The sequence below is a fragment of the Gemmatimonadaceae bacterium genome (assembly GCA_036496605.1).
In the GTDB taxonomy this organism is placed as follows: domain Bacteria; phylum Gemmatimonadota; class Gemmatimonadetes; order Gemmatimonadales; family Gemmatimonadaceae; genus AG2.
Genome location: DASXKV010000054.1, coordinates 133,690 through 156,669, shown reverse-complemented (window position 1 = coordinate 156,669; position 22,980 = coordinate 133,690). Strand labels below are relative to the sequence as shown.

Genomic DNA, 22,980 nt, shown 5'->3' with positions numbered 1-22,980 from the left:
CGCGCCTCGCGTGAAGCGTCACGCGCTCGTCTTTGTCATTTCTTGACGGTCCCGCCGGCAGCCGGCTGCGAGCTTTCGGGTACAAGGTACCAGCTGAGCTTTGCCTCGAAGCGGGAGGGGTCATGGGACTCGTCAGCCAATCCGTCTTTGCGCGAACGCCGTTGCGGCTCCTCTCGGCGATCGCGCTTGCGGGCTTGTCATCGTCGTCGTCACCCGCGCGCGCCCTGGCGAACGGCCGGTTCGTAGCCGGCTGGCGCGCTGATCCCGATATACACAACATCAAGTACGACGGCCGATTCACCTTCGCTCGGCTGACCTACACGACGGGACCCGGCGGCTACTACTATCGCGGGCTTCCCGCCTGGGCGCACGGGTACAATCTGGCCGAGGAAAACCTGATGCGGATCATGCGCGAGGTGACCGCATTGAGGCCGCACGTTGCGCAGAGCAACGCTCTCGCCTTCGACGACCCCGAGCTCATGAAGTACCCCGTGGCGTACATGACCGAAGCCGGTTTCTGGACCATGACGGACCACGAGGCCGCGGCGCTCCGCGCGTACATCCTCAAGGGCGGGTTCATCATCTTCGACGACTTCCGCGACGATTTCCGAAGCGCCGGATGGGCCAACTTCGAGATGCAGATGCATCGCGTGCTTCCCGACGCGCGCTTCGTCGACCTCGACCCGTCGCACCCGATCTTTCACTCCTTCTTCGACATCGAGTCGTTCGACCAGTTGCCGCAGTACTACGATCGCGGTCGCCCGATCTTCCGCGGAATCTTCGAGAACAACGATCCCAAACAGCGCTTGCTCGCGATCATCAATTTCAACACCGACGTCTCGAACTTCTGGGAATTCTCGGCGACGGGCTGGGTCCCGGTGGAGGAGTCGAACGAGGGGTACAAACTCGGCGTCAATTACGTGATGTATGGATTGACGCACTGAGCGGAATCAGCCGACGCCTTTATCGGTTCGCCTTTCTACCGTATACTGAACCGACTCCATCCACACCCTATGACGATCTCTCGAAGAGAGTTTTTGCTCTCGTCGGGCAGCTGCGCCGCGCATCTGGCTCTGGCGGCAAGTGTGATGCCCGCGTTCGCACGACGTGCGTGGGCTGCGCCGTTAGGCAGCGTTGTTGCGCGTGAGCCGTTTGGCAATCTCGAACGAGTCGCCGAGGGTGTGTGGGCGCTCATCTCGACGCCGTTGAGCGGTGATCGCACGACGATCTCGAATGGTGGTTTGATCGTCGGGCGGAATGCAGTGCTCGCGATCGAAGGCTTCAATCAGCCGCAGGGCGCGCTGTGGTTGGCGACGAAGTCGCGCGAGCTCACCGGTCGGTGGCCGACACACGTTGCACTGACCCATTATCACGCCGATCACGCGAACGGCATCGCGGGGTACCTCGGCGGCTCCGACCATCCGGAGCTGCGGTCCACCAAGCGGACGCGCGATCTCGTCGTCGAGCGCAATCAGCCTGCTGATGCCGCGCGCGTCGCCGCGCTCGACCAGGCGGTGTTCATCGGTGCCGACACGCCGTCGACGCTCGACCTCGGTGGACGGGTGGTGCGCGTCGTGCCGCGGCGCGGTCACACGGAGAGCGATGTCTCGATCGAGCTCGACGATCCGAGCATCGTCTTCTGCGGAGATCTCTTCTGGAATGCCATGTTCCCGAATTATGTCGACGCGATCCCGACGCAGCTCTCGCAGTCTGTGCGCGCGCTTCGACGCACGAGCGATACGATCTATGTACCCGGCCATGGCGCGTTAGGCAAGACCGCGCAGTACGACCGTTACACGGCGATGATCGACGAGGTGGAGCGCGCCGCGCGCGCGGGTTACGCCAAGGGCCTCACTCCCGCCGATGCCGCCGCGGCGTTCAGCCTGCCTCCGTCGTTAGGCGACTGGACGCTCTTCAGCAAGGCGTTCTACGAGCGCGCCTTCGGAGCCTGGTACAAGGATTTGAAGGTCTGAGCGCCAATCGAGACGGCCGCAGAACGCGTCAGCGCGCGAGTGGCAGGGTAAGCGTGAATGTCGACCCGACTCCGGCGGTACTCTCGACGGCTAGCTCACCGCCCATTTTGCGCGCCAGATCGCGGCTGATCGCAAGACCGAGCCCGACGCCATCGCGCGTGCGCGTGAAAGGCACGTCGACCTGCACGAACGGATCGAAGATGGCCGCGAGTTTGTCGCCCGGAATCCCGATGCCCGTGTCGCGCACCGAGACGCGCGCAACGTTGCCCACGAGCCCTGCGTCGACGGTGATCTCGCCGCCCTGATCCGTGAATTTCGTCGCATTCGTCAGCAGGTTGAGCATGATCTGCTGCAGCTTCTCCCCGTCAACGCGCACGACGATATCGGGGTCGCAACCGGCATAGGTGTAGCGCAGCCCTTTCGCCTGCATCTGCGGATACACGAGCGCGTCGGCGGCGCGGAGCAGCGAGTCGAGGCGCAGATCCGAGAGGACGAATTCCACCGTCCCCACCTCGAGACGCGTATAGTTTAGTACTTGGTTAATCAAGCCGAGCAGGTGACGCTGGCTGCGTTGAATGCGCTCGAGCGCGTCGCGTTGGCCATGGGACAGCTCGCCCCCGATCCCGAGCTCCATCAACTCTGCATATCCGGCGATCGCGTTGAGCGGCGTTCGCAACTCGTGACTCATGACGGCGAGAAAATCGGCCTTGGCGCGATTCGCGTGCTCCGCCTGATGCCGCGCCGCTTCGGCGTCAGAGCGCGCGGTGCGCTCCGCCTCGAGGAGCCGTTCGCGCTCGTCGAGCGCCGACCGCAGCGTCGTCTCGAGCACCTTGCGCCGACGGATCTCGCACTCGAGAGCCTGCGCTCGTTGTTGGAGACATGAAATCTCGATCAGCCGCGACATCTCGTCGCGTTCGACATATCGCTCCGTCGGCACGACGTGGGTGTGCTCCGCGCAAAGCGAGGAGAACATCGCCGCGTCGGCGGCATCGTCGAAGTGGGACATGCAGTAGCCACAGAGCAGCGAGAAGCGCTGTGTCTCCGCCAGCTTGTTCCAGAGCGCCTCGAGCGCGAGCGCCGCGCTCGCGTTGCCGTCGCACCAGAGGAGGTTCACCATCTCGCCGTAGGCTCGTACCGTGCTGCTCCGGCGCCGGCGGCGAACATTCTCGAGCGCCGGTCCGATCTGCTTCCGGAAGAGTGTCTCGTCTGGAGCGCCGTCGGACATGATCGAGGAGAGCGTCTTGCGAGCGTCCAGCAGCGTGAGCAGCCCGCGTCGTTTGCTCCACTCGACGTCGACGCCACGGTCGGCGAGGGTGGTAGTCAGACCCTCACAATGCTCCGGCGTTGCGATGATCATGGCCGGCTCCTCGGCATCGAAGCCTGCCACGACGTAGTCGGTCACTGACCGCACCAGGAAGTCGTCGCTCTCGTAGAATTGCACGGAGTGGTGGTGCCCATTGCCGTCGGCGACGGCCAGCTGGCCGCTGCGGTGAAGCTTGCCAAGGTCGCCGTCGTTCCGTGAACTCGAGAGCTGCATCGCTGGTACCTCGCTGGCACACAGGGGTAAACGGACGGTACGGCTTCGAGTAGCCGTCGGCCGCCGCGCAAGTAGACTTTGGGCCATGCGGTTGCAAAAGCGTGGCCGCGGCGCCGGGATTCGCCTCGATCAGGGGAACCCCTAGCGGTATGAAGCGGTTACAAGACAGGACGATAGCAAGAGGATTTCGCTATGGTAAGCATGACTTGGAGTGGGGCGGCCGCGGCCGCGTTAGTCGGTGGCGCGCTGCTGTTCGGCTCGCGGGCGAGTGATGTCCGGACGGGCGTTAGTCTTCCTGAGCCGGCGGTGGGTACCAGGCCGCTCGCGTCGGCGCGCGACGACACGGTCGTCTTCGCCGGCGGATGCTTCTGGGGTGTCCAGGCCGTTTACGAGCATGTCCGCGGCGTGAAGAGCGCGGTGTCGGGATACGCCGGTGGAACAGTGGTCTCGCCTTCGTACGAAGACGTGAGCTCGGGTGCGACGGGTCATGCGGAATCGGTCGAGGTCGTGTTCGATCCGTCGCAGGTGTCGTTAGGTCAGCTGTTGCAGATTTTCTTTTCCGTCGCGCACGATCCCACGGAAAAGAATCGCCAAGGTCCCGATGTCGGGACGCAATATCGCTCGGCGATCTTCTATCGCACCGATGATCAGCGTCACGTGATCGACGCATACATCGAGGAGTTCGCAAACGCGAAGGTCTTCGCACGGCCGATCGTGACGCAGGTGGCACCACTCAAGGCGTTCTATCCGGCCGAGTCGTACCACCAGCATTACGCGATGCTGCATCAGGACAGTCCGTACATCTACACGTACGACTTGCCGAAGGTCGCCGCGCTCAAGGAGCGCTTCGCCTCGCTGTACCGCGAGGACGTGTCGACCAAATAGGGTCCAGCGTTTAGGGGCTAGGGGGCTAGGGCTAGGAGCCTAGGGGCTAGGGGAATACGGAACGAAGCGCTCGTTTCGACTTCCTCAGCCCCTATTCTCTAGTCCCTATCCCTTGTCTAGTCCAGCCAGACCGCCTAGCATTGGATTTAACCAAACGGTCAAACCCAATGGTTAAGAAACGCGCCAGGGAGCGCTCGTCGCGAGCGGCGCACGCGTCGCGCACCGCGGCATCCGCGGCACGGGAGCAGCGCTCCACACAGACCGAACAGCGTATTCTCGACGCCGCCCACAGGGTCTTTCTCCGGCGCGGCAGCGCCGGCGCCCGTACCCAGGAAATCGCCGACGAAGCCGGCGTCAACAAAGCGCTTCTCCATTACTACTTCCGCACCAAGGAACGCCTCGCTGCGGCTGTCTTCGCCCGCGCCGCCTCACGCCTGTTGCCGCCCGTGATCGCGACGCTTGCCTCCGACGACGAGCTCGAGACCAAGGTCGAACGCGTGATCGAGATCGAGCTCGATGTTCTGCTGCGACACCCGTACCTCCCCGGCTACATCATCTCCGAGCTCACGCACAATTCCGCCCGCGCGAAACAGCTCATCGCCGCACTCACCGGGATCGCGATCGAGGATCTCGCGCCGCGCGTTCTCGAGGTCGTCGCCAGGCAAATCCGCGAGCGGGCGCAAGAGGGACAAATGCGCCCCATCGCGCCCGACCAGTTCATTCTCAACCTCCTCTCGCTCTGCGTCTTTCCCTTCGCCGCGCGTCCGATGATCCAGGCCGTGCTGCAACTCAATGACGCAGCCTTCGCGGAGCTCATCGCTCGACGCAAGCGGGATCTTCCGGTGTTCTTCCTCCAGGGGCTCCGGCCATGAACGATCGCACGATTGGCGTTGCTCTCGTCGTGGTCGCATTCGCATCCCACGCGCTGCGCGCGCAGGCGGCCGAGCGCCGTGACACGCTGCGACTCGGCGAGCTGCAGGATGCCGCCGCCAGCCTCGATCCGCGAGAACGCCAACTCTCATTGCAGCGCCAGGCAACCGCACTCCGCCTGCGCACCATCGGCGCCGACCGGCTGCCCGCGCTCAGCGGCGAAGGCGACGGACAATATCAGTCCGTCGTCGTCGCACTGCCGTTCAACGTGCCTAACGTGCTCTTTCCAGGCATTCCGCACGATACCTACGACGCGCACCTTATCGCCCAGCAACGGCTCTACGACCCTTCGCTCGCTCCGCGCGCGGACGCGGAGCGAGCGGGGCTCGCGGTGACCGAGGCGCGCGTGCGGACCACCGTCTACGCGCTTCGGAGCGACGTGAACGACGCGTTCTTTTCCGCGGCACTCGCCGACGCGCGCGCCGACGAGTTGACGACAGTCATCTCGGATCTCGAGGCACAGCTTCGCGTCGCGCAGTCACGCGTGCGCGAGGGCACCGCACTCCCGAGCGAACCGGCGACGATCGAAGCGGAATTGCTTCGTCGAAGGCAGGATCGGGAGGATCTCGCGACGACGCGCCGCGCTTCGCTCGCCATTCTGTCCTCGCTCACCGGTCGCGCCATCGGAGTGAATGATACCATTCTCCTGCCGGACCTCGCGGCCGCCGTGGCGAGCACGCGCGTCACGTCGCCCCGCGCGAGACCGGAATACGCAGAGTTCGCGCGGACACGCGACCAACTCGCCGCACAAGAGCGCGTCATTGGGGCGCAGACTCGGCCGCAGCTCTCGGCCTACGGCCGTCTTGGCTACGGAAAGCCAGGCCTGAACTTCCTCGCGACTGATTTCAACAGCTACTGGTTGGCCGGCGTGCGCGTTCAATGGGCTCCGTGGACGTGGGGAAGCAACGCGCGCGACCGCGAGGTGCTCGAGGTCCAGCAGCAGATCGTCGCCAGCGACGAGGAGGCCTTCACCGCCGCGACGCAGCGCGCCGTCGCGCGGCAGCTTGCCGACATCGATCGCCTAACGGCTGCGCTGCGCACCGATGACACGATCATCGCGCTGCGCGAGCGCATCGAGCGCGAAACGCAGCACCGGTACGCCGAAGCCGTCGTCACGGCCGCCGAGTATGTCGATCGGCGCAACGACGTGCTCGGGGCGCGTCTGACGCGCATCAGCCACGAAGTGGAGCTCGCGCAGGCTCGCGCCCGCTATCTCACCACGGTCGGACTGGAGCTTCGCTGATGCCACTCGCCCGCGTTCCGCGCTTGGTCCCGATGCTCGGCGTGCTCGTTATACTCGCGTCGTGTCGCGACAAGAATCAGCCCGACGCCTACGGTAATTTCGAGACGACGGAGGTCGTCGTCTCCGCCGAGACGAGTGGTCAGCTCCTCTGGTTCCAGGCCGACGAAGGACAGATGTTGACGCACGGCCAACTCGTCGCGGTCATCGATACGACGCAACTCGCGTTGCAGCAGCGACAGCTGTCGGCACAACGGAGCGCCGGCGCCTCGCACGTCACCGAGGTGGGGCAGCAGCTCGACGCGCTCCGCGTTCAGTACGAGATCGCCGGCCGGAATTATGAACGCATGAAACGACTCTTCGCCGATCAGGCAGCGACGGCGCAACAACTCGATCAGGCGGAGCGCGACTACAAGGTGCTCGGCGAACAGATCCAGGGTGCCGAGGCACAGCAACGCAGCGTCGGTGAGGACGTGAAATCGACGGACGCACGCTTGGCGCAAATCAGCCAGCAGCTCTCCAAGAGCCGCATAACGAGCCCGGTTGCCGGCACCGTGCTCGCGCGCTACACCGATCGCGGCGAGTTCGTCCAGCCCGGCCAGCCGCTGTATAAAATCGCGAATCTCGATTCGATGATCCTTCGTGCGTATGTGACCGAGACGCAACTTGCACGCGTCAGGCTGGGCGCGCCAGCAAACGTGTCGATCGATACGGGCGGCAAGGCGCGTCGCACGCTCGCGGGGACGGTGAGTTGGGTGTCGCCGCAAGCCGAGTTCACGCCGACACCCATCCAGACGCGCGACGAGCGCAAGGATCTCGTCTACGCCGTGAAGGTGCGCGTGCCGAATCCGAGCGGCATCGTCAAGATCGGCATGCCAGCCGACGTTCGCTTTTTGAGTATGCGAAACTAGCGAGGAAGTCGATGCCATCCGCTCCAAGCGCCGTCGAAATCCAGGGCATCGTCAAGCGCTACGATACGACGACGGCTCTCGATGATGTCACGCTCGACATCGAAACCGGCGAGCTCTTTGGCTTCATCGGTCCTGACGGTGCAGGGAAGACGACGCTGTTTCGCATACTCGTAACGCTGATATTGCCGGATGCGGGACGGGCGACCGTGCTCGGACGCGACGTCACGACGGACATCTGGGAGCTCCGTCGTCGCGTCGGTTACATGCCCGGGCGATTCTCGTTATACCCCGATCTCTCCGTCGAAGAGAATCTGCGCTTCTTCGCGTCGGTCTTTGGAGCGACCGTCGCCGAGCAGTATGATCTCATCGCGCCCATCTACGACCAGCTTGCGCCCTTCAAGGATCGGCGCGCCGGCGCGCTGTCGGGTGGCATGAAACAGAAGCTCGCACTCTGCTGCGCCCTCGTACATCGCCCGGAGATTCTCTTCCTCGACGAACCCACGACCGGCGTCGACGCGGTCTCGCGGCGCGAGTTCTGGGAGCTCCTCGATCGACTGAAAGCCTCTGGGCTCACGATCATCGTCTCGACGCCCTACATGGACGAAGCCGATCGCTGCGGGCGCGTTGCACTCATTCAGCGTGGGCGCATCCTCGGCATCGACGCCCCGGCGCGAATTGCCGCGTCCTTCGGGCGCCCCTTATTCACCGTCCGGGGCGGCGAGCGCTATCCGCTGCTTCTCGCGACGCGCGAGTACCCGAATGCGGCGACGGTGTTTCCCTTCGGCGATCTGCTTCACTACACCGACCGGCGAACGGCACTACCCACGGAGCAGATCGGCGCGGAGCTTCGCGACTACCTCCGACAGCGCGGCTTTGGCGAGGTCGATGTCGCGCCGGCTTCGCCGACGATCGAGGACACGTTCATGGCGCGCATGGGCGAGCCCGAGCGGGCCGCATGAGCGCCGTGTCTAACGGCAAAGCGATCGAGGCGCGCGACCTCACTCGACGCTTCGGCTCGTTCACGGCCGTCGACAAGATCACGTTCGATGTCGCCACTGGCGAAGTGTTCGGGTTTCTCGGAGCAAACGGAGCCGGGAAGACGACGGCGATCCGCATCCTGACCGGGCTCCTCTCGCCAACGTCGGGCACCGCGCGCGTCGCCGGGCACGACGTCTACACCGAAAGCGAATGGATCAAACGCCGCATTGGCTACATGAGCCAAAAGTTCTCGCTGTACGAGGACCTGACGGTTACCGAGAACATCAGGCTGTACGGCGGGATCTACGATCTCTCGCGCGAGACCGTCCGCGAGCGGACGACGCGCATGCTCTCGCGTCTCGGCCTCGAGAAAGCTGCACGAACGCAGGTGCGCGGGTTGCCGTTAGGCTGGCGGCAGAAGCTCGCGTTCTCGGTCGCGCTCCTGCACGAGCCCTCGATCGTATTTCTCGACGAGCCGACGAGCGGCGTCGATCCGATTACGCGACGACAGTTCTGGGAGCTCATTTACGAAGCAGCGGCTCGCGGCACTACCGTATTCGTCACGACGCACTACATGGACGAGGCCGAGTACTGCGACCGGATCTCGATCATGGTCGCCGGGCACATCGGAGCGTTAGGCACACCGGCCGAGCTCAAGCAGCAGTATGGTGTCGACTCGATCGACGAGCTGTTCGTCCGTCTCGCCCGGCCGGCTGCGGGGGCAGCCTGATGAGCGCCTTCGCCGGACTGCTTCGGAAGGAATGGCTGCATATACTGCGCGACCGGCGCACGCTCTTCGTCGTGATCTTCATGCCGATCGTGCAGGTCATTCTGTTCGGCTATGCCATCAGGACCGACATCTGGGCGATTCGCCTGGCTATCGTCGATCCCTCACCCGATGCGTCGACGCTCGAGATTCGCAATCGTTTCTCCGGGAGTGATGTCTTCGAGCTCGTTAGGATCCTTCCGAGCGCGGGGCCGTTGGATCGGCTGTTCGCGGCGGGCGACATCCAGGAGGCGGTCGTCTTCGACGCTGATTTCGCCAATCGTCTGGCGCGTGGCCTCCCGGCGCGCGTGCTGGTGGTCGTCGACGCCTCGGAGCCGAACAGTGGCAGCGCGATGGAGAGCTATGCCATCGGCGTCATTCAGGGCTATCAACGAGACATCGCGCTGCGAAGCGGAGGCGTGCAGATCTTCCCCGAAGTGCGGATGCGCTTCAATCCGACGCGCGCGAGCTCGAATCTCTTCGTCCCCGGCCTGATCGCCTTCGTCCTCACGATCATCTCGGCGCTGATGACGGCGATCTCGCTCACGCGAGAGAAGGAGACCGGGACGATGGAGATTCTGCTCGTGTCGCCGCTCAAGCCGCTCGAGATCATCGTCGGCAAGGTACTGGCGTACGTCGTCATCGGGTTCGTGAGCGTGCTGCTCGTCGTCGCCGAGGCGCGCCTCATCTTCTCGGTTCCGTTGCGCGGAAGTCTCTTGCTGCTCCTCGCCGAAGGCCTGCTGTACATTCTGACGTCGCTGTCGTTAGGCATTCTCATTTCGTCGCGGACATCCTCGCAGCGCGTGGCGATGATCGGCGCTCTCGCCGGCACGATGCTGCCCACGATTCTGCTCTCGGGGTTCATCTTCCCGATCGAGAGCATGCCCTGGCCGCTGCGTCTCATCTCGAATGTCGTGCCCGCAAAATGGTTCGTGTTGATCGCCCGTGGTGTGATGCTGAAGGGTGTTGGGCTGGAGTATCTCTGGCACGAGACGCTCATTCTGCTCGGCATGACGCTGCTGTTAGTCGCGGCGGCGACGCGGTCGTTCAAGATCCGGCTCGCCTGATGCGTCGCGCGTTGATACTCGCCTGGACGGAAGTCTTGCACGTCGTCCGCGATCGCGCGACGCTCGCGCAGGTCCTGCTCATCCCCTTCATTCAACTCCTCATTCTCGCGAATGCGGCGACCTTCGAGATTCGCGATACCCCATTGTACGTGGTCGACCAGGACCATACGAGCGCGTCGCGTGGTCTCGTCACGCGCTTCGCCGCGTCGGGCGACTTCGGCATCGTGGGCGCGTCGCCGAGTCCCGAGCTGGCGAACGAGCGGCTACTGTCAGGCGACGTGACGATGGTGCTCACGATTCCGCACGATTTCGAGCGCGAGCTCGTGCGCAATCATGCGGCAACCGTGCAGCTCGTCGTGAATGCGGAGAAGGGAATGGCGGCGGGGATCGTGCAGTTCTACGCCTCGCGCATTCTCACTCGCTATGCAGAGGAGCTTGCGCCAGAGATTGGCGTTGGCGCGTCGCCGTCGATCGGCGTCGAGGCAGCGCCCCGGCGCGGAACGCCGCAGCTCGATGTGCGCACACGGGCGTGGTACAACCCCACGCTCGATTATCGGCACTACATGGTTCCGGGAATTCTGGTCGCGCTCGTGACACTGATCGGGACGCTGCTGACCGCCCAGAACATTGCTCGGGAGAAGGAGCTCGGCACCCTGGAGCAACTCAACGTCACGCCGATCACGCGCGGCCAATTCATTACCGGCAAGCTCCTGCCGTTCTGGGTGCTCGGGATGTTCGAGCTCGCGGGCGGACTCGCCCTCGGCCGTTTTGTTTTTGGTGTGCCGATTCTGGGCAGCCCGGTACTCCTCTTCGCCGTCTCGGCGGTTTACCTGATCGCCGCGTTAGGCATCGGCCTCTGGATATCGACGATCGTCGAGACGCAGCAGCAGGCGATGTTCGTGACGTTCTTCATCATGATGATCTACCTGCTGATGAGCGGGTTGTTCACGCCGATCGACAGCATGCCGAAGTGGGTACAGATCGTCGCCGAGCTGAATCCGGTGCGACATTTCGTGGCGATCTCGCGGGCGGTACTGGTGAAGGGCGCAACACTCCGCGAGATCGAGCAGCCCTTTCTCATTCTGGCCGTGTTCGCGGCCGCCGTGTTTACGCTCGCAGTTAGGCAATATTCAAAGCGCGCTGCGTAATTGCGCGCTCCACAACCCGGGCGCTCACTTAGTTGGTGCCGACGTACACCACGCGCCAGACTCGCCCAGCTTTGTCATCCGTGATGTACAAGGCCCCATCCGGCCCCTGTGCCAACCCCACCGGTCGGTGCTTGGCCGCGTCGGGCTGCATGACGCCACCCGCGAACCCATTCGCGAACGACTCGTAATTCCCCGATGCCTTGTCTGACGAGAGCGGTTGGAAGACCACCTGGTACCCGCCCTGTGGCCCCGGCGCGCGATTCCACGACCCGTGGAAGGCGATGAACGCGCCATTGCGGTATCGTGCGGGAAACTGGTTGCCCGTGTAGAACAACAATCCGTCCGGCGCCCAGTGCGCCGGGAAAAACGCGGCGGGCGCATGCTTTTCCCGGCAATCGCTCACCATCTTGCCGCCGTCGCCGCCGTACTCTGGTGCGAGGACGAGCTTCTGCTGATCACCATCGAAGTAGCAGCGCGGCCAGCCGTAGTCCGCTCCCTTCTCGATCAACAATAGCTCTTCGGCGGGAAGATTCTGTCCCTGTTCGCTGGCATAGAGCTTCGACCAGTTCTCGTAGAGCTGATCGCGCCCATGCTGCGTCGACCAGAGCTTGCCGTCGCCATCGATCGCCATGCCGACGGCGTTGCGAATCCCCGTCGCGTAACGATTCTCCGGAGAGAAATTCTGATTCGTCTTGTTGACGTCGTATGCCCAGATGCCGCCGCGCGTGCGGAGCTCGTTACAGGGATTGTGACCCGGTGAGTTGGGCACACGATTCGTGAACTGGCACGAATTCGATGCCGAGCCGAGATCGACGTACATCGTGCCTGACGAGTCGATCGCGAAGGGATGCATCGGGTGATCGCCGTTGAGCGGCAACAATTTGACGATGACGACGGGCGCAGCCGTCGGCACCCCACTGCCTTCCGGCAGGGCGTAACGAACGATTGTCGCACTCTCCTCGGCGTAGAGTGCATCGCTGTGTAACGCGATGCCCGTGCCGCCGTGGCCACCGCTGTCGGCCTTCGCGCCAAATCGGGTTATGACATCGGCGCGACCGTCGTGCGTCGTATCGCGGAGCATGATGAGATAACCGCCCTCGGGACCCTTGTCGCCGCCAAAATACTGGCCGCTCCAGGTGTTGACGTAGACGTCCCCGTTAGGCGCGACGACGATATGCCGTGCGTGGCCGATGCTGTCCGCGAAAATCGTGGCGCAGAACCCGGGCGGTAGCGTGAGGCCGCCGTTGTCACTCGCGCACGGTCTCCGGCCGCCCGCTGAATACGACGAGTAGCCAATGGTATCGCTCTTGGCTGGGCGATTGTCGCGCCCGCAAGCCGCGAGGGCGAGAATCGTCGGAACCCAGCACGATCGGAGAAATCGGTGATTTGTCATGGGCAGGAATATCGCGTTCCTAGGCTCTTGCCGCACGTCGTGAGAACTCGAAGATTTCCGGCTGGTCCGCAGCGAGTCGTCTCCTCAGCCCTCCATTCATCGTGTCATCCATTTATCGGTTCTCGGGCGCGCTCCTCGCCGCCTTGCTCCTCGCCGCCTGTGGCGAGAAAGGCAACTCCAACACCGCAGCCGGATCATCGGCGCCGGCGGCCTTCACTGATACGACCGCGACGTCGCCGGCCGTGGTCACCGCCGCGCAATCGATCGATACCGCGTCGCTGCTGCAGCATATCAAGGATCTCGCGGCCGACTCCATGGAGGGACGCGCGCCTGGTACTCCCGGCGAGGAAAAGGCCGTCGCATACCTCACGCAGCAGTTCCAGAAGCTGGGCCTCAAGCCCGGGAATCCCGACGGCAGCTACATCCAGAAGGTGGATCTGATCGGATACAAGGCGCATCCGACGGCGTCGTTCAGCGCGCGTGGAAAAACCGTGTCGCTGCGCTATCCCGACGACTACATCGCCAACTCGCGACACAACCGCGACTCGACGAAGGTCGAGAACTCCGATGTTGTCTTCGTCGGCTATGGCGTCGTCGCGCCGGAATACGGCTGGGACGACTACAAAGGCGTGGACGTGAAGGGCAAGACGATCCTCATGCTGGTCAACGATCCGGCGGTTCCCGCGCCTAACGCCGCGCCGGGCGACTCGACCGCGCTCGACACGGCGATGTTCAAGGGCAAAGCGATGACCTATTACGGCAGATGGACGTACAAGTACGAGATCGCGTCAGAGAAGGGGGCGGCGGTGGCGATCATCATTCATGAAACGGGCCCTGCCGGCTATCCCTACGAGGTCGTGCGCTCCAGCAACTCCGCCGAGCAGTTCGACGTTCCATCGGCGGACGCCGAGAAACGTGTCCCTGTGGAGGGCTGGATCCGTCTGGAGAAGGCGAAGGAGCTGCTGCGCGACGCAGGACTCAATTTCGATTCGCTGAAGGCAGCGGCGAAGAAGAAGGACTTCAAGCCGGTCGCTCTCGACGCCAAGGCCGACTTCAACATCAAGATCGATCACCGCGAGATCCAGTCGAAGAACGTCGTCGCGAAGCTCGAGGGCGGTGACAAGAAAGACGAGTACGTGATTTACACCGCGCACTGGGACCACCTCGGCAAGGATACGACACTCAAGGGTGACCAGATCTTCAATGGCGCCGCCGACAACGCCAGCGGTTGCGCGGCACTCCTCGACATCGCCCAGGCGTACATGAAGCTTGCGCCGCCGCCGCGACGCTCGATCCTCTTTCTCTCTGTAACGGCTGAAGAGAAGGGGCTCGTTGGATCGAAGTACTACGCCGAGCATCCGCTGTATCCGCTGAACAAGACGGCGGCGGACATCAACATGGATGGCATCAATCAGTGGGGCCGCACGAACGAGTTCACCGTCATCGGGCTCGGTAACTCGACGCTCGACGACGACCTCACGCGCATTCTCAAGGCGGACGGCCGCGTCGTGCGCCCGGACGCGGAGCCGGAGAAGGGGTTCTACTATCGCTCCGATCATTTCGAGTTTGCGAAACAAGGCGTCCCGGCGCTCGACACGGACGCCGGCATCGATTTCATCGGCAAGCCTAACGGTTACGGCATGCGGAAGCGGGACGAGTACACGAGCAGGGATTACCACAAACCGTCTGACGAGGTGAAGAAAGACTGGGACCTCACCGGCGGCGCGCAGGATGTACGCACACTGTTCCGGGTCGGGTACGTCGTCGCACAGACGGATTCGATGCCGCAGTGGAAGCAAGGTACGGAGTTCAAGGCCAAGAGGGACTCGACACTCGCGCAGAAGTAGTTCAATGGCCTCCACATCCATGACTGAACCGCTGATTCGGAACATCTCCGACACCGCTCGATGGGCCGCGGTTTTCCGCGCCCGAGAGACCGAGCGGGCCGACGCGCTCTTCCGCGATCCGCTAGCGCAACGGCTCGCGGGCGATCGCGGGGAACAGATCGCGGCGGCGATGACCATGCACACGAAGAACGCATGGTCGTGGGTGATGCGTACCTACATCTTCGATCAGTACATCGAGCGGCAGCTCGCGGCGGGTGTCGATACTGTGCTGAATCTCGCGGCGGGGCTCGATGCGCGCCCGTACCGCATGTCAGTGTCACCGACGTTGCGCTGGATCGAGGTCGATCTTCCGGAGCTGCTCGCTTACAAGGAAGAGGTGCTCGCCGGCGAGAAGCCACGCTGCCTCCTCCAGCGCATTCCAATGGACCTCTCCGATGTCGCCAAGCGGCGCGCGCTGTTCGCACAGGTTGGCGCCGCGGCGAAGCGCGTGCTCGTGATTAGTGAGGGTTTGCTAATCTATCTGAGCGCCAATGACGTGGGCGTGCTCGCGAAAGACCTCTCGAGCCAACCGACTTTTCGATACTGGGTCTTCGACATCGTGTCGCCAGGTCTCCTCGAGATGTTGCGTACCCAAGGCGGCGGCGAGGACCTGGAACGAGCCGGCGCACCCTTCAAGTTCGCGCCGTCGGAAGGTCCGGACGTTTTCCGTCCCTACGGTTGGCGACCGCTCGAGGTGCGATCGGCGTTCAAAGAGGCGAGCCGCGCTCGCCGTCTACCCTGGCCGCTCAAACTGTTTGGATTCTTCCCCGAGTCGAATGGTGCGCAGGGAAAACGGCCATGGTCCGGGTTGTGTTTGATGGAACGCGCTTGAGCGGTCCCGATCTTCACTTCAAAACCGCAACCCAGCCCGCGGGCTTGGCACCGGCGATCAACGCGTCCAGCACTGGGTACACCGCATCGATATTGCTTCCCGGGTGTCGCGGATCGATCACATCGTGCGGTAAATGCAGTGAGTCTGGTAACTGATAGATATGCGTCTCCGCGCCGTGGCTCTGCCACCGATGCACGAGATCGATCGCGGCGCCGTTCGAGATCGTGTGATCGTCGGCGTTCAGCAGCACTGCCAGGTCATGGACGGCAGGCGGCTTTCCGGCCGCCGTGCGACGCACCGCGACGCCCAACTTGAGCGTTTGCGCAACGGCATGAGTCGCCCAGCCCGGTTCACGGTCGGGCTCGGTCGAGTCGCGCGCAGCGGCACGCGTCACGTTAGGCACACGGAGGGCGATCCGCAGCACGGCGCCATTCAGGAGCGACGGCACGTGCGTCACCTCGAGCGCGGGCGCGACGAGGACGACCCGTTGGACGTCCGCACGGTACTGCCCCACCCAGGCGGCGACTGTCCCGCCCGCGCTCAGTCCGGACACGATCACCGTATCGCCGAGTCCGCGGGCTACGTCCACCGATGCATCGCCAAGGTCGCGCAGTTCCTGAGCGGTCAGCCGGCCCATATTCGCGACACGTCCCGCCTTTTCGGCGTGGTGAGGCAGACGCGGCACGAAGACATTGTCGCCCTCGGCGAATAGCCGCTGCGCAAACGGGAAATATTGCAGCGGCGAATCTGTGAGTCCGTGGTAGAGGACCACAACGCGAGCAGTGCGATGCCCATGCGTGAGCAGGATCGAACCGCCACCCGGCGCGACGACGCTATCTTCCTGAGACTGCAGCGACGCTATGCGGGCGACCGCGGCGGAGTAGTCGGCCACCGGCATCGGGTGCGCGTAAAGATCGCCCAGTCGCGTCGGCGCGAACGCGACAAGACCGAAGAACAGAACTACCGTGTGCCAGGCAATTCCAAGCGGCATCGAAAGCAGTAGCTGGGAGGTGGGCCCTCGCCAACAAAGACACGCGCGAAGCCCGCGTCGTCACCGATGATGTGCCTGTCTCTCTTGAACCCCGCATCTCGCGGAACGGCTCGTGCTTAGTAGGAGGTCGATGAGACAGAATGCTTCCGCACAACGACTCATACGTGTCCTGACGGCCGCTATGTTTCTAATCGGCGCGGAGGGGTGCCTTTTTGCACGGCCGGCTCGTAGCATCGTTGGTGCTGTCCCGCGAAGCCTGGGAATCGAAGCGCGAACTGTGGACTTTCCGAGCCGCTCGGGAAGCATCTTACGAGCGTGGTTCGCGCCGGGTCGGCCCGGTGCAGGAGCGGTGCTGCTCCTTCACGGTATGGGAAGCAATCGTGTCAGCATGCTGGCGCGCGCGAGCTTCCTCCATCGTGCCGGCTTCGCGATCCTTGCTCCTGATTTCCAGGCGCATGGCGAGAGTCCCGGACAACACATCACCTTCGGTGAGCTCGAGAGTCTGGATGCCGCGGCCGCGCTCGCCTTCTTGCGAGTGGCTTCGCCAGGTGAGCGGATCGGCATCATCGGCGTCTCGATGGGTGGCGCGGCGTCGCTTGTCGGGAATAAGCCGCTCTCGGCGGACGCGCTCGTTCTCGAGTCGGTCTATCCGACGTTCAAGGACGCCGTAGCCGACCGCCTGCACACCTGGCTCGGTCCACTGGGCTTCCTTGGAACTGCGATGACGCCGCTGCTCATCGACGTCGTCGCGCCTCGAATTGGTGTCAACCCGGCGCGGCTGCGACCGATCGATGCGATTGGACAGGTGACGCAGCCCGTATTGCTCATCGCCGGCACCGAAGACCAGTACACCAGACTCAGCGAATCGCGCGCTCTCTTTGCCCACGCGACGAGCGAGAAGGAGTTGTGGGAGGTATCCGGCGCCGGCCACCAGGATCTGCACGATTACGCGCCGCTCGAGTACGAGCGACGCGTCGGGGACTTCCTCATCGAGCATCTCCGTGCATCCCCGGCCGGTTCGGAAGCCGTCCTTGGCAGCGCGCGCGACACACAGACCGCGTGTCGAACCGAGTCAGCCGATCGCCGCGGATGCAAATAGATAGGTAAAGACGCCCGATCACGCGCGTGCAACCTCGGCCTGTCATGGCCCGTATTGCCCGGCATGCCGATAACAATCTTCCAGGCGCCGGCCCCACCCACGACGACTGTTCCGCCGCAGGCACCGGGAACGCCAGTCGCCATCGTGCCTTCTCCCGCGACCCAGTCTTTCGGCCAGTTCCGCGTGCCGCAGACGGCTGCCGAATTCGAGATGTTGAAGGCTCAGCGCTCGGAAATGTCGAGACAGGTCAGCAGCGTCCGTGACCGTCGCCAAAGCATTGCGCGACAGTATGAGAGTGCCACCGGAGCGAACCGCGCCGGCCTCGACCAACAACTTCACGTGCTCGATCAGCGCATCCTCCAGATCGAGAGTGATATCGGGGAATCGGGTCGTGCTCTCACCGCCTACACTGGTCCGACGGCGATCGTCGGGGTTCCGGATCGATTTCCTATCATGAATCTCGGTTCCGGACAAATAACCGCGATCTCGATTGTTTTCGTCGTGTGCGTGCTCGGTCCGCTGGCAGGCTCCATGGGACGCCTGCTCTGGCGGCGCGGAGCGAAGCCGGCGCTACCCGCAGGCTGGAACGACGCCCCGAACCGCCTCGAACGTCTCGAGCAGGCAGTCGACACGATCGCGGTGGAGATGGAGCGTGTTTCGGAAGGTCAGCGGTTTCTGACCAAGATCATGACTCAGCCGGATGCGCCCGAGGCGGGCGCCGGGAGCGCGCCATCATCCCCAGCGTCCACAAGGAGTGGCCAGTCGCCACGTGCGCTGGGCGCAGGCCAGCCGGAGGGGATCGTTCTTCAGAATCAGCGAGACGAGGTGCGCATTCGGCGGAGCTGAGCGACATTTCAGAGCATCGTGGCTACCGCCAAACGTGCCAAGAAAAAGAAGGTCGAGGTGCCCGCAGCGTCCCGCGGGCTCGAGGCACGCCGCCTAACGAGCCAGGCGCCTCCCGTCTCCGTCACGACGCTCGCGCGTACGATCGAGGATGATGGCGGAACCGTCCTCGCATCCTACCGCGATCCGCTCGGTGGACACTGGCAACTCCTCGCCGCGCTCCCGCTCGATCGCGTCGAGCCGACTCCATACCAGCGGGATCTTTCGGAGGCGCACGTCGGCCGCCTCGCCAAGGCGATCGATGCGCTCGATCGGTTTCTCGATCCCGTCATCGCCGTTCCAGCCGGCGACGGGAAATACTGGTCGCCTAACGGCTATCATCGCCTCGGCGCACTCAAAGAGCTCGGCGCCAAGTCGGTCGTGGCAATCGTTGTTCCCGAGCCTGAGGTTGCGCATCGCATTCTGCTTCTCAATACCGAGAAGGCGCACAATCTTCGCGAGCGCGCGCTCGAGGTCGTACGCCTCGCCGAGGCATTGTCCGCGCTCGACGATCGTCCCGAGAAGGAGTTCGCGGTCGAGTTCGAGGAGGCAGCGCTCGTGACGCTCGGCCTGTGCTATCAGCAGAACGGGCGGTTCTCGGGTGGGGCGTACCACTCCGTGCTCAAGCGCTGCGACCAGTTTCTGTCGGCGAAGCTCCCCAAAGCCATGGCAACGCGTCGCGAACGCGCCGAGAAATTGCTGACCCTCAATGAGGCGGTAAACGACGCGGTGAAAGCGCTCAAGTCCCGCGGGATGGAGAGTCCATATCTCAAGGCGTTCGTCGTCGCGCGCGTGAACCCGCTGCGCTTCAAGCGCTCGCCGACCGCCGACTTCGACGAAACCATCGACAAGATGACCTCGAGTGCGCAGAAGTTCGATCCCGGGAAGATTCGTGCGGATCAAGTGGCGCGAACCGGCGGCGCACCGGCCGAGGAGTGAGGCGCGAAGGCTACGGCCTAGGGGCTAATGGCTAAAAGCAGAACCCCGAGAGACGTGCTCACGGGGTTCTGCTTTTGCTAGCACCTAATACCTAACTGCTAGCCCCTAGCCCCCCAAATGTCACCGATAGCCGACCTCGAAATTGTAGTAGCCATACCCGCCCTGCGGATCTCGAACGCGGATAACCGTCGTATAACCGTTGTAGGCTGACGGCTGCTGGGCGACGTATACCTGGCCGCGACCGGAGCTCTGAGAGATGAACAGCTGTGCGTCACGCTGCGGCATGTCCCCGACGACCGAGCTTCGCTCGTTTCGAATCTCGCCACCGCTCAACACGCGCTCGTCCATGCGGCGTCCCTGGAGGCGAATTTCAACCTCGCCATCGACGTTGCCGGCCCAGCGAAGCGCCGTGCCGCTGCCATACGATCCGTTGTTCCAGCCACCGTTTGAACGATCACGCGGATCGATTCTCGAGGGCGTACCGGAGCCATTGTCCCAGCCACCATTGTCGCGGCGACCGTCGTCACCGTCGCGCCGGCCGTAGCCGCCGCGATTATCGGAATAGCGAGAATCCCAGTACGCGGCGACGCGATATCGATCGGAACCGCTGCTGCGATCCGTGACACGCACGATCGTCGTGTAGTTGTTCGAGGCATTGGGCTGCTGCAGAACGGACACGTCGCCGCGTCCATCCAGCGTTTGCACGCGCACGTAGCCGTCGCTACGCGGCAGCATCGATGCGACGCTCACGCGACCGCGGTCGTCTCGATCGGCGCCGTTGATCCAGGCGTCGCGACCGCGCATCGTGATCTGAACCTCGCGATCGACGCGTCCCGTCCACGTGAAAAGGGTGCGATTCTGCGCCATCAGCGCCGGAGCGCCCGCGGCGAGCAGCGGAAGGGCAATCGAGAGCGTGCGAAGAGTCGAACGAAACATGGTCATATGCGCCTCCTTTGTGCAGCGAGCGCGTTTTTGGTCGTGATGCCGACGTCACCTCGGACGTCATTGCACCTACACAAAAGGCAACGCTCAGGCCCGTCGGAACCAGTGTGCAGGAGCCGGTGCCAAACGACGCGTTTTCGTGTGCAACCCCCGATGTGCATTACAGTTGGCGCGCGACGCGGGCGATTGAGCCGGGCGCTTGGAACGCGCAGCGTCGTCCACGAAGGCGGACAATTCCGCGTCACTGGGTGGTTACGCTTTGTCGCGTGAGAAATCTTCCGGCGGCGAGCATATTTCCCGAGTGACCACGACCGCGATTCCTCCCAATCCTGGTAGTCCGCTCGCGTCGCGGTATCTCGTCGAGCGCGAGCTCGGCGCGGGAGGAATGGCGACGGTGTACCTGGCCGAGGAGAAGAAGCACGGCCGCAAAGTCGCGATCAAAGTGTTGCGGCCGGAGCTCGCGGCATCAGTCGGTGCCGAGCGGTTCCTGCGCGAGATCCGCATCGCCGCGCGCCTGGCGCATCCGCACATCGTACCTCTCATCGACTCCGGCACCGCCGACGGTTTGCTGTATTACGTGTCACCGTACGTGCCCGGTGGCTCGCTGCGCGATCGGCTGCGCGCTGAGCGCCGCCTTGCCGTGCGTGACGCGGTCCGCATCGCGAGCGAGGTCGGCGCGGGCCTCGACTATGCGCATCGCGAGGGCTTCGTGCATCGCGACGTGAAGCCGGAGAACATTCTCTTCGCCGACGGCCATGCGCTGCTCGCCGACTTCGGCGTTGCGCGGGCGATGTGTGCCGACGACAACGCGCTGATGGCGCGCGGGCCCGTCACGGGCGCAGGCATCGCGTTAGGCACTCCGGAGTACATGAGTCCCGAGCAGGCGAGCGGGAGCGAGGTCGATGCGCGCAGCGACGTCTACAGTCTCGCGTGCGTCATCTACGAGATGCTCGCCGGCGAGCCGCCCTTTCGCAGCGGCAACATGCGCACGACGATGGCGCGGCACGTCACCGAGACGCCGCGGCCGCTCCGCGCGCTCCGCCCCGATGCGTCCGTCGCCGTCGAGTCGGTACTCGCGCGTGCGCTGGCGAAGGATCCAGTGAGTCGTTATGCGACGGTCGCCGAGTTCACCACGGCGCTCGGCGCCGATCTGCCCGTCATTCATTCGATCGACGCCGCGCGGAGCATCGCCGTGCTCCCCTTCGTGAACGCGAGCTCCGATCCGGAGAACGAGTACCTGAGCGACGGCATCACCGACGAGTTGATCGACGCGCTCGCCAAGGTCGAGGGACTGCGCGTTGCGTCGCGGACATCGGTCTTTTCACTCAAGAACAAACCGCTGGACGTGCGTGCGATCGGCGCGCTGTTAGGCACGACGGTCGTCCTCGAAGGCACGGTGCGAAAGATAGGTGCGCAGCTGCGGGTCACGGCACAGCTCACTTCGACCGACGATGGGCGGCTGCTCTGGTCGCAGCGCTACGACCGGCAGCTCGCCGACGTCTTCGCCCTCCAGGACGAGATCGCGCAGACAATCGTCGCGACGTTGCGAGCGAAGTCCTTCGGGGATCCGCCCACGCGCAAGCAGAAGCGGTACACCGAGAGCGTCACGGCCTACGCGTTCTATCTCCGCGGCCGGCACGCGTGGAACAAGCGCACCAACGAGGGCGTCGCCGAAGCGATCGACTTCTTCCAGCAGGCGATCGCGGCTGACCCTCGGTATGCGCTTGCCTACACGGGCTTGTCCGACGCGTATGCGCTGCATGTCGACTACCGCAGCGTGCCCGTGCACGAGGGATTCGCGAAAGCGCGCGAGTATGCGGAGCGCGCGCTCGCAATCGACGAGTCGGTCGCCGAAGCCCATACGTCGTTAGGCTGGGTGCTCTTCATCTATGAGTGGCAATGGTCGGCCGCAGCGCGGGAATTCGAGCGTGCGATCGAGCTCGACCATCGTTACGCAACGGCTCACCAGTGGTACGCAGCACTCCTCGCGGCACGGGGCGAGATGCAGGAGGCACTCATCGAAGGGCACACTGCGCAGGAGCTGGATCCAACATCGGCCTCCGCGCGACGCAGCCTCGCCTACATGTATCTCTATGCTCGGCGCTACGACCGCGCGCGTTACCACGCCAGTCGAGCGCTCACGCTCGCGCCGGCAGCGGAGGAGACCTATCGCGTCCTCGGACTGATCCATACCCTCGATGAGAAGTACATCGACGCCGAGGAGGTTCTGCGCGACGCGTCGGCCCTTCCCGGCGCAAGCGCTTACACCCTGGCAACGCTCGGCTACGCTCTCGGACGCTCGGGTCAGGTGCGCGCCGCGCAAAAGATCCTCGCCGATCTCGATGCGCGTCGGCGCGATGAGTACGTCTCACCTGTCGCCCTCGCGACTCTCTGTCTCGGCATCGGCGATCATGAGCGGGCGCTCGACTGGGCCGAGCGTTCCTGCGACGAGCGCCGCGGGTGGTTGGCTTACATGGATGTAAACCCGGTGTTCGATCCGTTGCGGGCGTCGGCGCGCTTCGCGAAGCTCCGGCGGAGGATGGGCCTCTAGTTGAAGCTGCTCTTGCGGAGGGACGAACCG

The 22,980-nt window shown here is 64.0% G+C and carries 20 protein-coding genes; 16 read left to right on the top strand and 4 right to left on the bottom strand.

From position 1 onward, the window contains the following. The first annotated feature begins 122 nt into the window (after positions 1-122). Positions 123-944, top strand: a complete 822-nt coding sequence (locus tag VGH98_21935; protein HEY2378657.1) for a DUF4159 domain-containing protein — start codon at positions 123-125, stop codon at positions 942-944. A 69-nt stretch (positions 945-1,013) separates the two neighbouring features. After that, positions 1,014-1,973 carry an MBL fold metallo-hydrolase gene (locus tag VGH98_21930; GenBank protein ID HEY2378656.1) on the top strand — a complete coding sequence of 320 codons (960 nt, stop codon included), beginning with the start codon at positions 1,014-1,016 and terminating at the stop codon, positions 1,971-1,973. 28 nt (positions 1,974-2,001) lie between these two features. Here the strand turns inward: VGH98_21930 and VGH98_21925 are convergent, their stop codons facing one another. Further along, positions 2,002-3,510: an ATP-binding protein gene (locus VGH98_21925; protein ID HEY2378655.1), complete on the bottom strand. Its 1,509-nt coding sequence runs from the start codon at positions 3,508-3,510 to the stop codon at positions 2,002-2,004. Between the two features lie 192 nt (positions 3,511-3,702). Between VGH98_21925 and msrA the strand changes: the two genes are divergently transcribed. From msrA to VGH98_21885, 8 genes are all read left to right on the top strand, one after another. Continuing rightward, complete coding sequence (gene msrA / locus VGH98_21920) at positions 3,703-4,395, top strand: peptide-methionine (S)-S-oxide reductase MsrA (GenBank protein HEY2378654.1); 693 nt, start codon at positions 3,703-3,705, stop codon at positions 4,393-4,395. A gap of 167 nt (positions 4,396-4,562) precedes the next feature. Further along, positions 4,563-5,267 carry a helix-turn-helix domain-containing protein gene (locus VGH98_21915; GenBank protein ID HEY2378653.1) on the top strand — a complete coding sequence of 235 codons (705 nt, stop codon included), beginning with the start codon at positions 4,563-4,565 and terminating at the stop codon, positions 5,265-5,267. Then, complete coding sequence (locus tag VGH98_21910; protein ID HEY2378652.1) at positions 5,264-6,568, top strand: TolC family protein; 1,305 nt, start codon at positions 5,264-5,266, stop codon at positions 6,566-6,568. Before VGH98_21915 ends, VGH98_21910 begins: the two co-directional genes overlap by 4 nt. Then, on the top strand, positions 6,568-7,476 hold the full coding sequence (locus tag VGH98_21905) for an HlyD family efflux transporter periplasmic adaptor subunit (protein ID HEY2378651.1): 909 nt from the start codon (positions 6,568-6,570) through the stop codon (positions 7,474-7,476). The genes VGH98_21910 and VGH98_21905 overlap by 1 nt, the downstream gene beginning before the upstream one ends. A gap of 11 nt (positions 7,477-7,487) precedes the next feature. Beyond that, a complete protein-coding gene (locus VGH98_21900; protein HEY2378650.1) occupies positions 7,488-8,435 on the top strand; it encodes an ABC transporter ATP-binding protein in 948 nt (315 codons plus the stop codon). After that, the gene (locus VGH98_21895) at positions 8,432-9,184 is read left to right on the top strand and encodes an ABC transporter ATP-binding protein (protein ID HEY2378649.1); all 753 of its coding nucleotides are present in this window, start codon (positions 8,432-8,434) and stop codon (positions 9,182-9,184) included. The genes VGH98_21900 and VGH98_21895 overlap by 4 nt, the downstream gene beginning before the upstream one ends. Further along, complete coding sequence (locus VGH98_21890; GenBank protein HEY2378648.1) at positions 9,184-10,287, top strand: ABC transporter permease; 1,104 nt, start codon at positions 9,184-9,186, stop codon at positions 10,285-10,287. The genes VGH98_21895 and VGH98_21890 overlap by 1 nt, the downstream gene beginning before the upstream one ends. Next, entirely contained in the window at positions 10,287-11,435 is a 1,149-nt protein-coding gene (locus VGH98_21885; GenBank protein ID HEY2378647.1) for an ABC transporter permease, read from the top strand. Before VGH98_21890 ends, VGH98_21885 begins: the two co-directional genes overlap by 1 nt. Before the next feature lie 28 nt (positions 11,436-11,463). Here VGH98_21885 and VGH98_21880 read toward each other — a convergent pair whose 3' ends face one another. After that, a complete protein-coding gene (locus tag VGH98_21880; GenBank protein HEY2378646.1) occupies positions 11,464-12,828 on the bottom strand; it encodes a PQQ-dependent sugar dehydrogenase in 1,365 nt (454 codons plus the stop codon). 101 nt (positions 12,829-12,929) lie between these two features. Between VGH98_21880 and VGH98_21875 the strand changes: the two genes are divergently transcribed. Both VGH98_21875 and VGH98_21870 read left to right on the top strand, forming a co-directional pair. Further along, positions 12,930-14,675 carry a M28 family peptidase gene (locus VGH98_21875; GenBank protein HEY2378645.1) on the top strand — a complete coding sequence of 582 codons (1,746 nt, stop codon included), beginning with the start codon at positions 12,930-12,932 and terminating at the stop codon, positions 14,673-14,675. A 19-nt stretch (positions 14,676-14,694) separates the two neighbouring features. Continuing rightward, complete coding sequence (locus VGH98_21870; protein HEY2378644.1) at positions 14,695-15,546, top strand: SAM-dependent methyltransferase; 852 nt, start codon at positions 14,695-14,697, stop codon at positions 15,544-15,546. A gap of 13 nt (positions 15,547-15,559) precedes the next feature. Here VGH98_21870 and VGH98_21865 read toward each other — a convergent pair whose 3' ends face one another. Then, positions 15,560-16,537 carry an alpha/beta hydrolase gene (locus VGH98_21865; GenBank protein HEY2378643.1) on the bottom strand — a complete coding sequence of 326 codons (978 nt, stop codon included), beginning with the start codon at positions 16,535-16,537 and terminating at the stop codon, positions 15,560-15,562. Positions 16,538-16,886: 349 nt separating this feature from the next. Between VGH98_21865 and VGH98_21860 the strand changes: the two genes are divergently transcribed. From VGH98_21860 to VGH98_21850, 3 genes are all read left to right on the top strand, one after another. Beyond that, the gene (locus VGH98_21860; GenBank protein ID HEY2378642.1) at positions 16,887-17,636 is read left to right on the top strand and encodes an alpha/beta fold hydrolase; all 750 of its coding nucleotides are present in this window, start codon (positions 16,887-16,889) and stop codon (positions 17,634-17,636) included. Positions 17,637-17,699: 63 nt separating this feature from the next. Next, on the top strand, positions 17,700-18,482 hold the full coding sequence (locus VGH98_21855; protein HEY2378641.1) for a hypothetical protein: 783 nt from the start codon (positions 17,700-17,702) through the stop codon (positions 18,480-18,482). A gap of 18 nt (positions 18,483-18,500) precedes the next feature. After that, positions 18,501-19,457 carry a ParB N-terminal domain-containing protein gene (locus tag VGH98_21850; protein HEY2378640.1) on the top strand — a complete coding sequence of 319 codons (957 nt, stop codon included), beginning with the start codon at positions 18,501-18,503 and terminating at the stop codon, positions 19,455-19,457. A 120-nt stretch (positions 19,458-19,577) separates the two neighbouring features. On the opposite strand, the gene VGH98_21845 is transcribed toward VGH98_21850, so the two are convergent. After that, complete coding sequence (locus VGH98_21845) at positions 19,578-20,399, bottom strand: hypothetical protein (protein HEY2378639.1); 822 nt, start codon at positions 20,397-20,399, stop codon at positions 19,578-19,580. Between the two features lie 301 nt (positions 20,400-20,700). On the opposite strand from VGH98_21845, the gene VGH98_21840 reads away from it, so the two are divergent. Continuing rightward, on the top strand, positions 20,701-22,950 hold the full coding sequence (locus VGH98_21840) for a protein kinase (protein ID HEY2378638.1): 2,250 nt from the start codon (positions 20,701-20,703) through the stop codon (positions 22,948-22,950). The last annotated feature ends 30 nt before the right edge of the window (positions 22,951-22,980 follow it).

Bases quoted from the DNA above. Each gene is read 5' to 3' on its own strand.
- VGH98_21865 (HEY2378643.1), bottom strand. From the start codon at position 16,537: ATGCCGCTTGGAATTGCCTGGCACACGGTAGTTCTGTTCTTCGGTCTT.
- VGH98_21895 (HEY2378649.1), top strand. From the start codon at position 8,432: ATGAGCGCCGTGTCTAACGGCAAAGCGATCGAGGCGCGCGACCTCACT.
- VGH98_21900 (HEY2378650.1), top strand. From the start codon at position 7,488: ATGCCATCCGCTCCAAGCGCCGTCGAAATCCAGGGCATCGTCAAGCGC.
- VGH98_21930 (HEY2378656.1), top strand. From the start codon at position 1,014: ATGACGATCTCTCGAAGAGAGTTTTTGCTCTCGTCGGGCAGCTGCGCC.
- msrA (HEY2378654.1), top strand. From the start codon at position 3,703: ATGGTAAGCATGACTTGGAGTGGGGCGGCCGCGGCCGCGTTAGTCGGT.
- VGH98_21855 (HEY2378641.1), top strand. From the start codon at position 17,700: ATGCCGATAACAATCTTCCAGGCGCCGGCCCCACCCACGACGACTGTT.
- VGH98_21925 (HEY2378655.1), bottom strand. From the start codon at position 3,510: ATGCAGCTCTCGAGTTCACGGAACGACGGCGACCTTGGCAAGCTTCAC.
- VGH98_21885 (HEY2378647.1), top strand. From the start codon at position 10,287: ATGCGTCGCGCGTTGATACTCGCCTGGACGGAAGTCTTGCACGTCGTC.
- VGH98_21915 (HEY2378653.1), top strand. From the start codon at position 4,563: ATGGTTAAGAAACGCGCCAGGGAGCGCTCGTCGCGAGCGGCGCACGCG.
- VGH98_21880 (HEY2378646.1), bottom strand. From the start codon at position 12,828: ATGACAAATCACCGATTTCTCCGATCGTGCTGGGTTCCGACGATTCTC.
- VGH98_21935 (HEY2378657.1), top strand. From the start codon at position 123: ATGGGACTCGTCAGCCAATCCGTCTTTGCGCGAACGCCGTTGCGGCTC.
- VGH98_21905 (HEY2378651.1), top strand. From the start codon at position 6,568: ATGCCACTCGCCCGCGTTCCGCGCTTGGTCCCGATGCTCGGCGTGCTC.
- VGH98_21890 (HEY2378648.1), top strand. From the start codon at position 9,184: ATGAGCGCCTTCGCCGGACTGCTTCGGAAGGAATGGCTGCATATACTG.
- VGH98_21910 (HEY2378652.1), top strand. From the start codon at position 5,264: ATGAACGATCGCACGATTGGCGTTGCTCTCGTCGTGGTCGCATTCGCA.
- VGH98_21845 (HEY2378639.1), bottom strand. From the start codon at position 20,399: ATGACCATGTTTCGTTCGACTCTTCGCACGCTCTCGATTGCCCTTCCG.
- VGH98_21870 (HEY2378644.1), top strand. From the start codon at position 14,695: ATGACTGAACCGCTGATTCGGAACATCTCCGACACCGCTCGATGGGCC.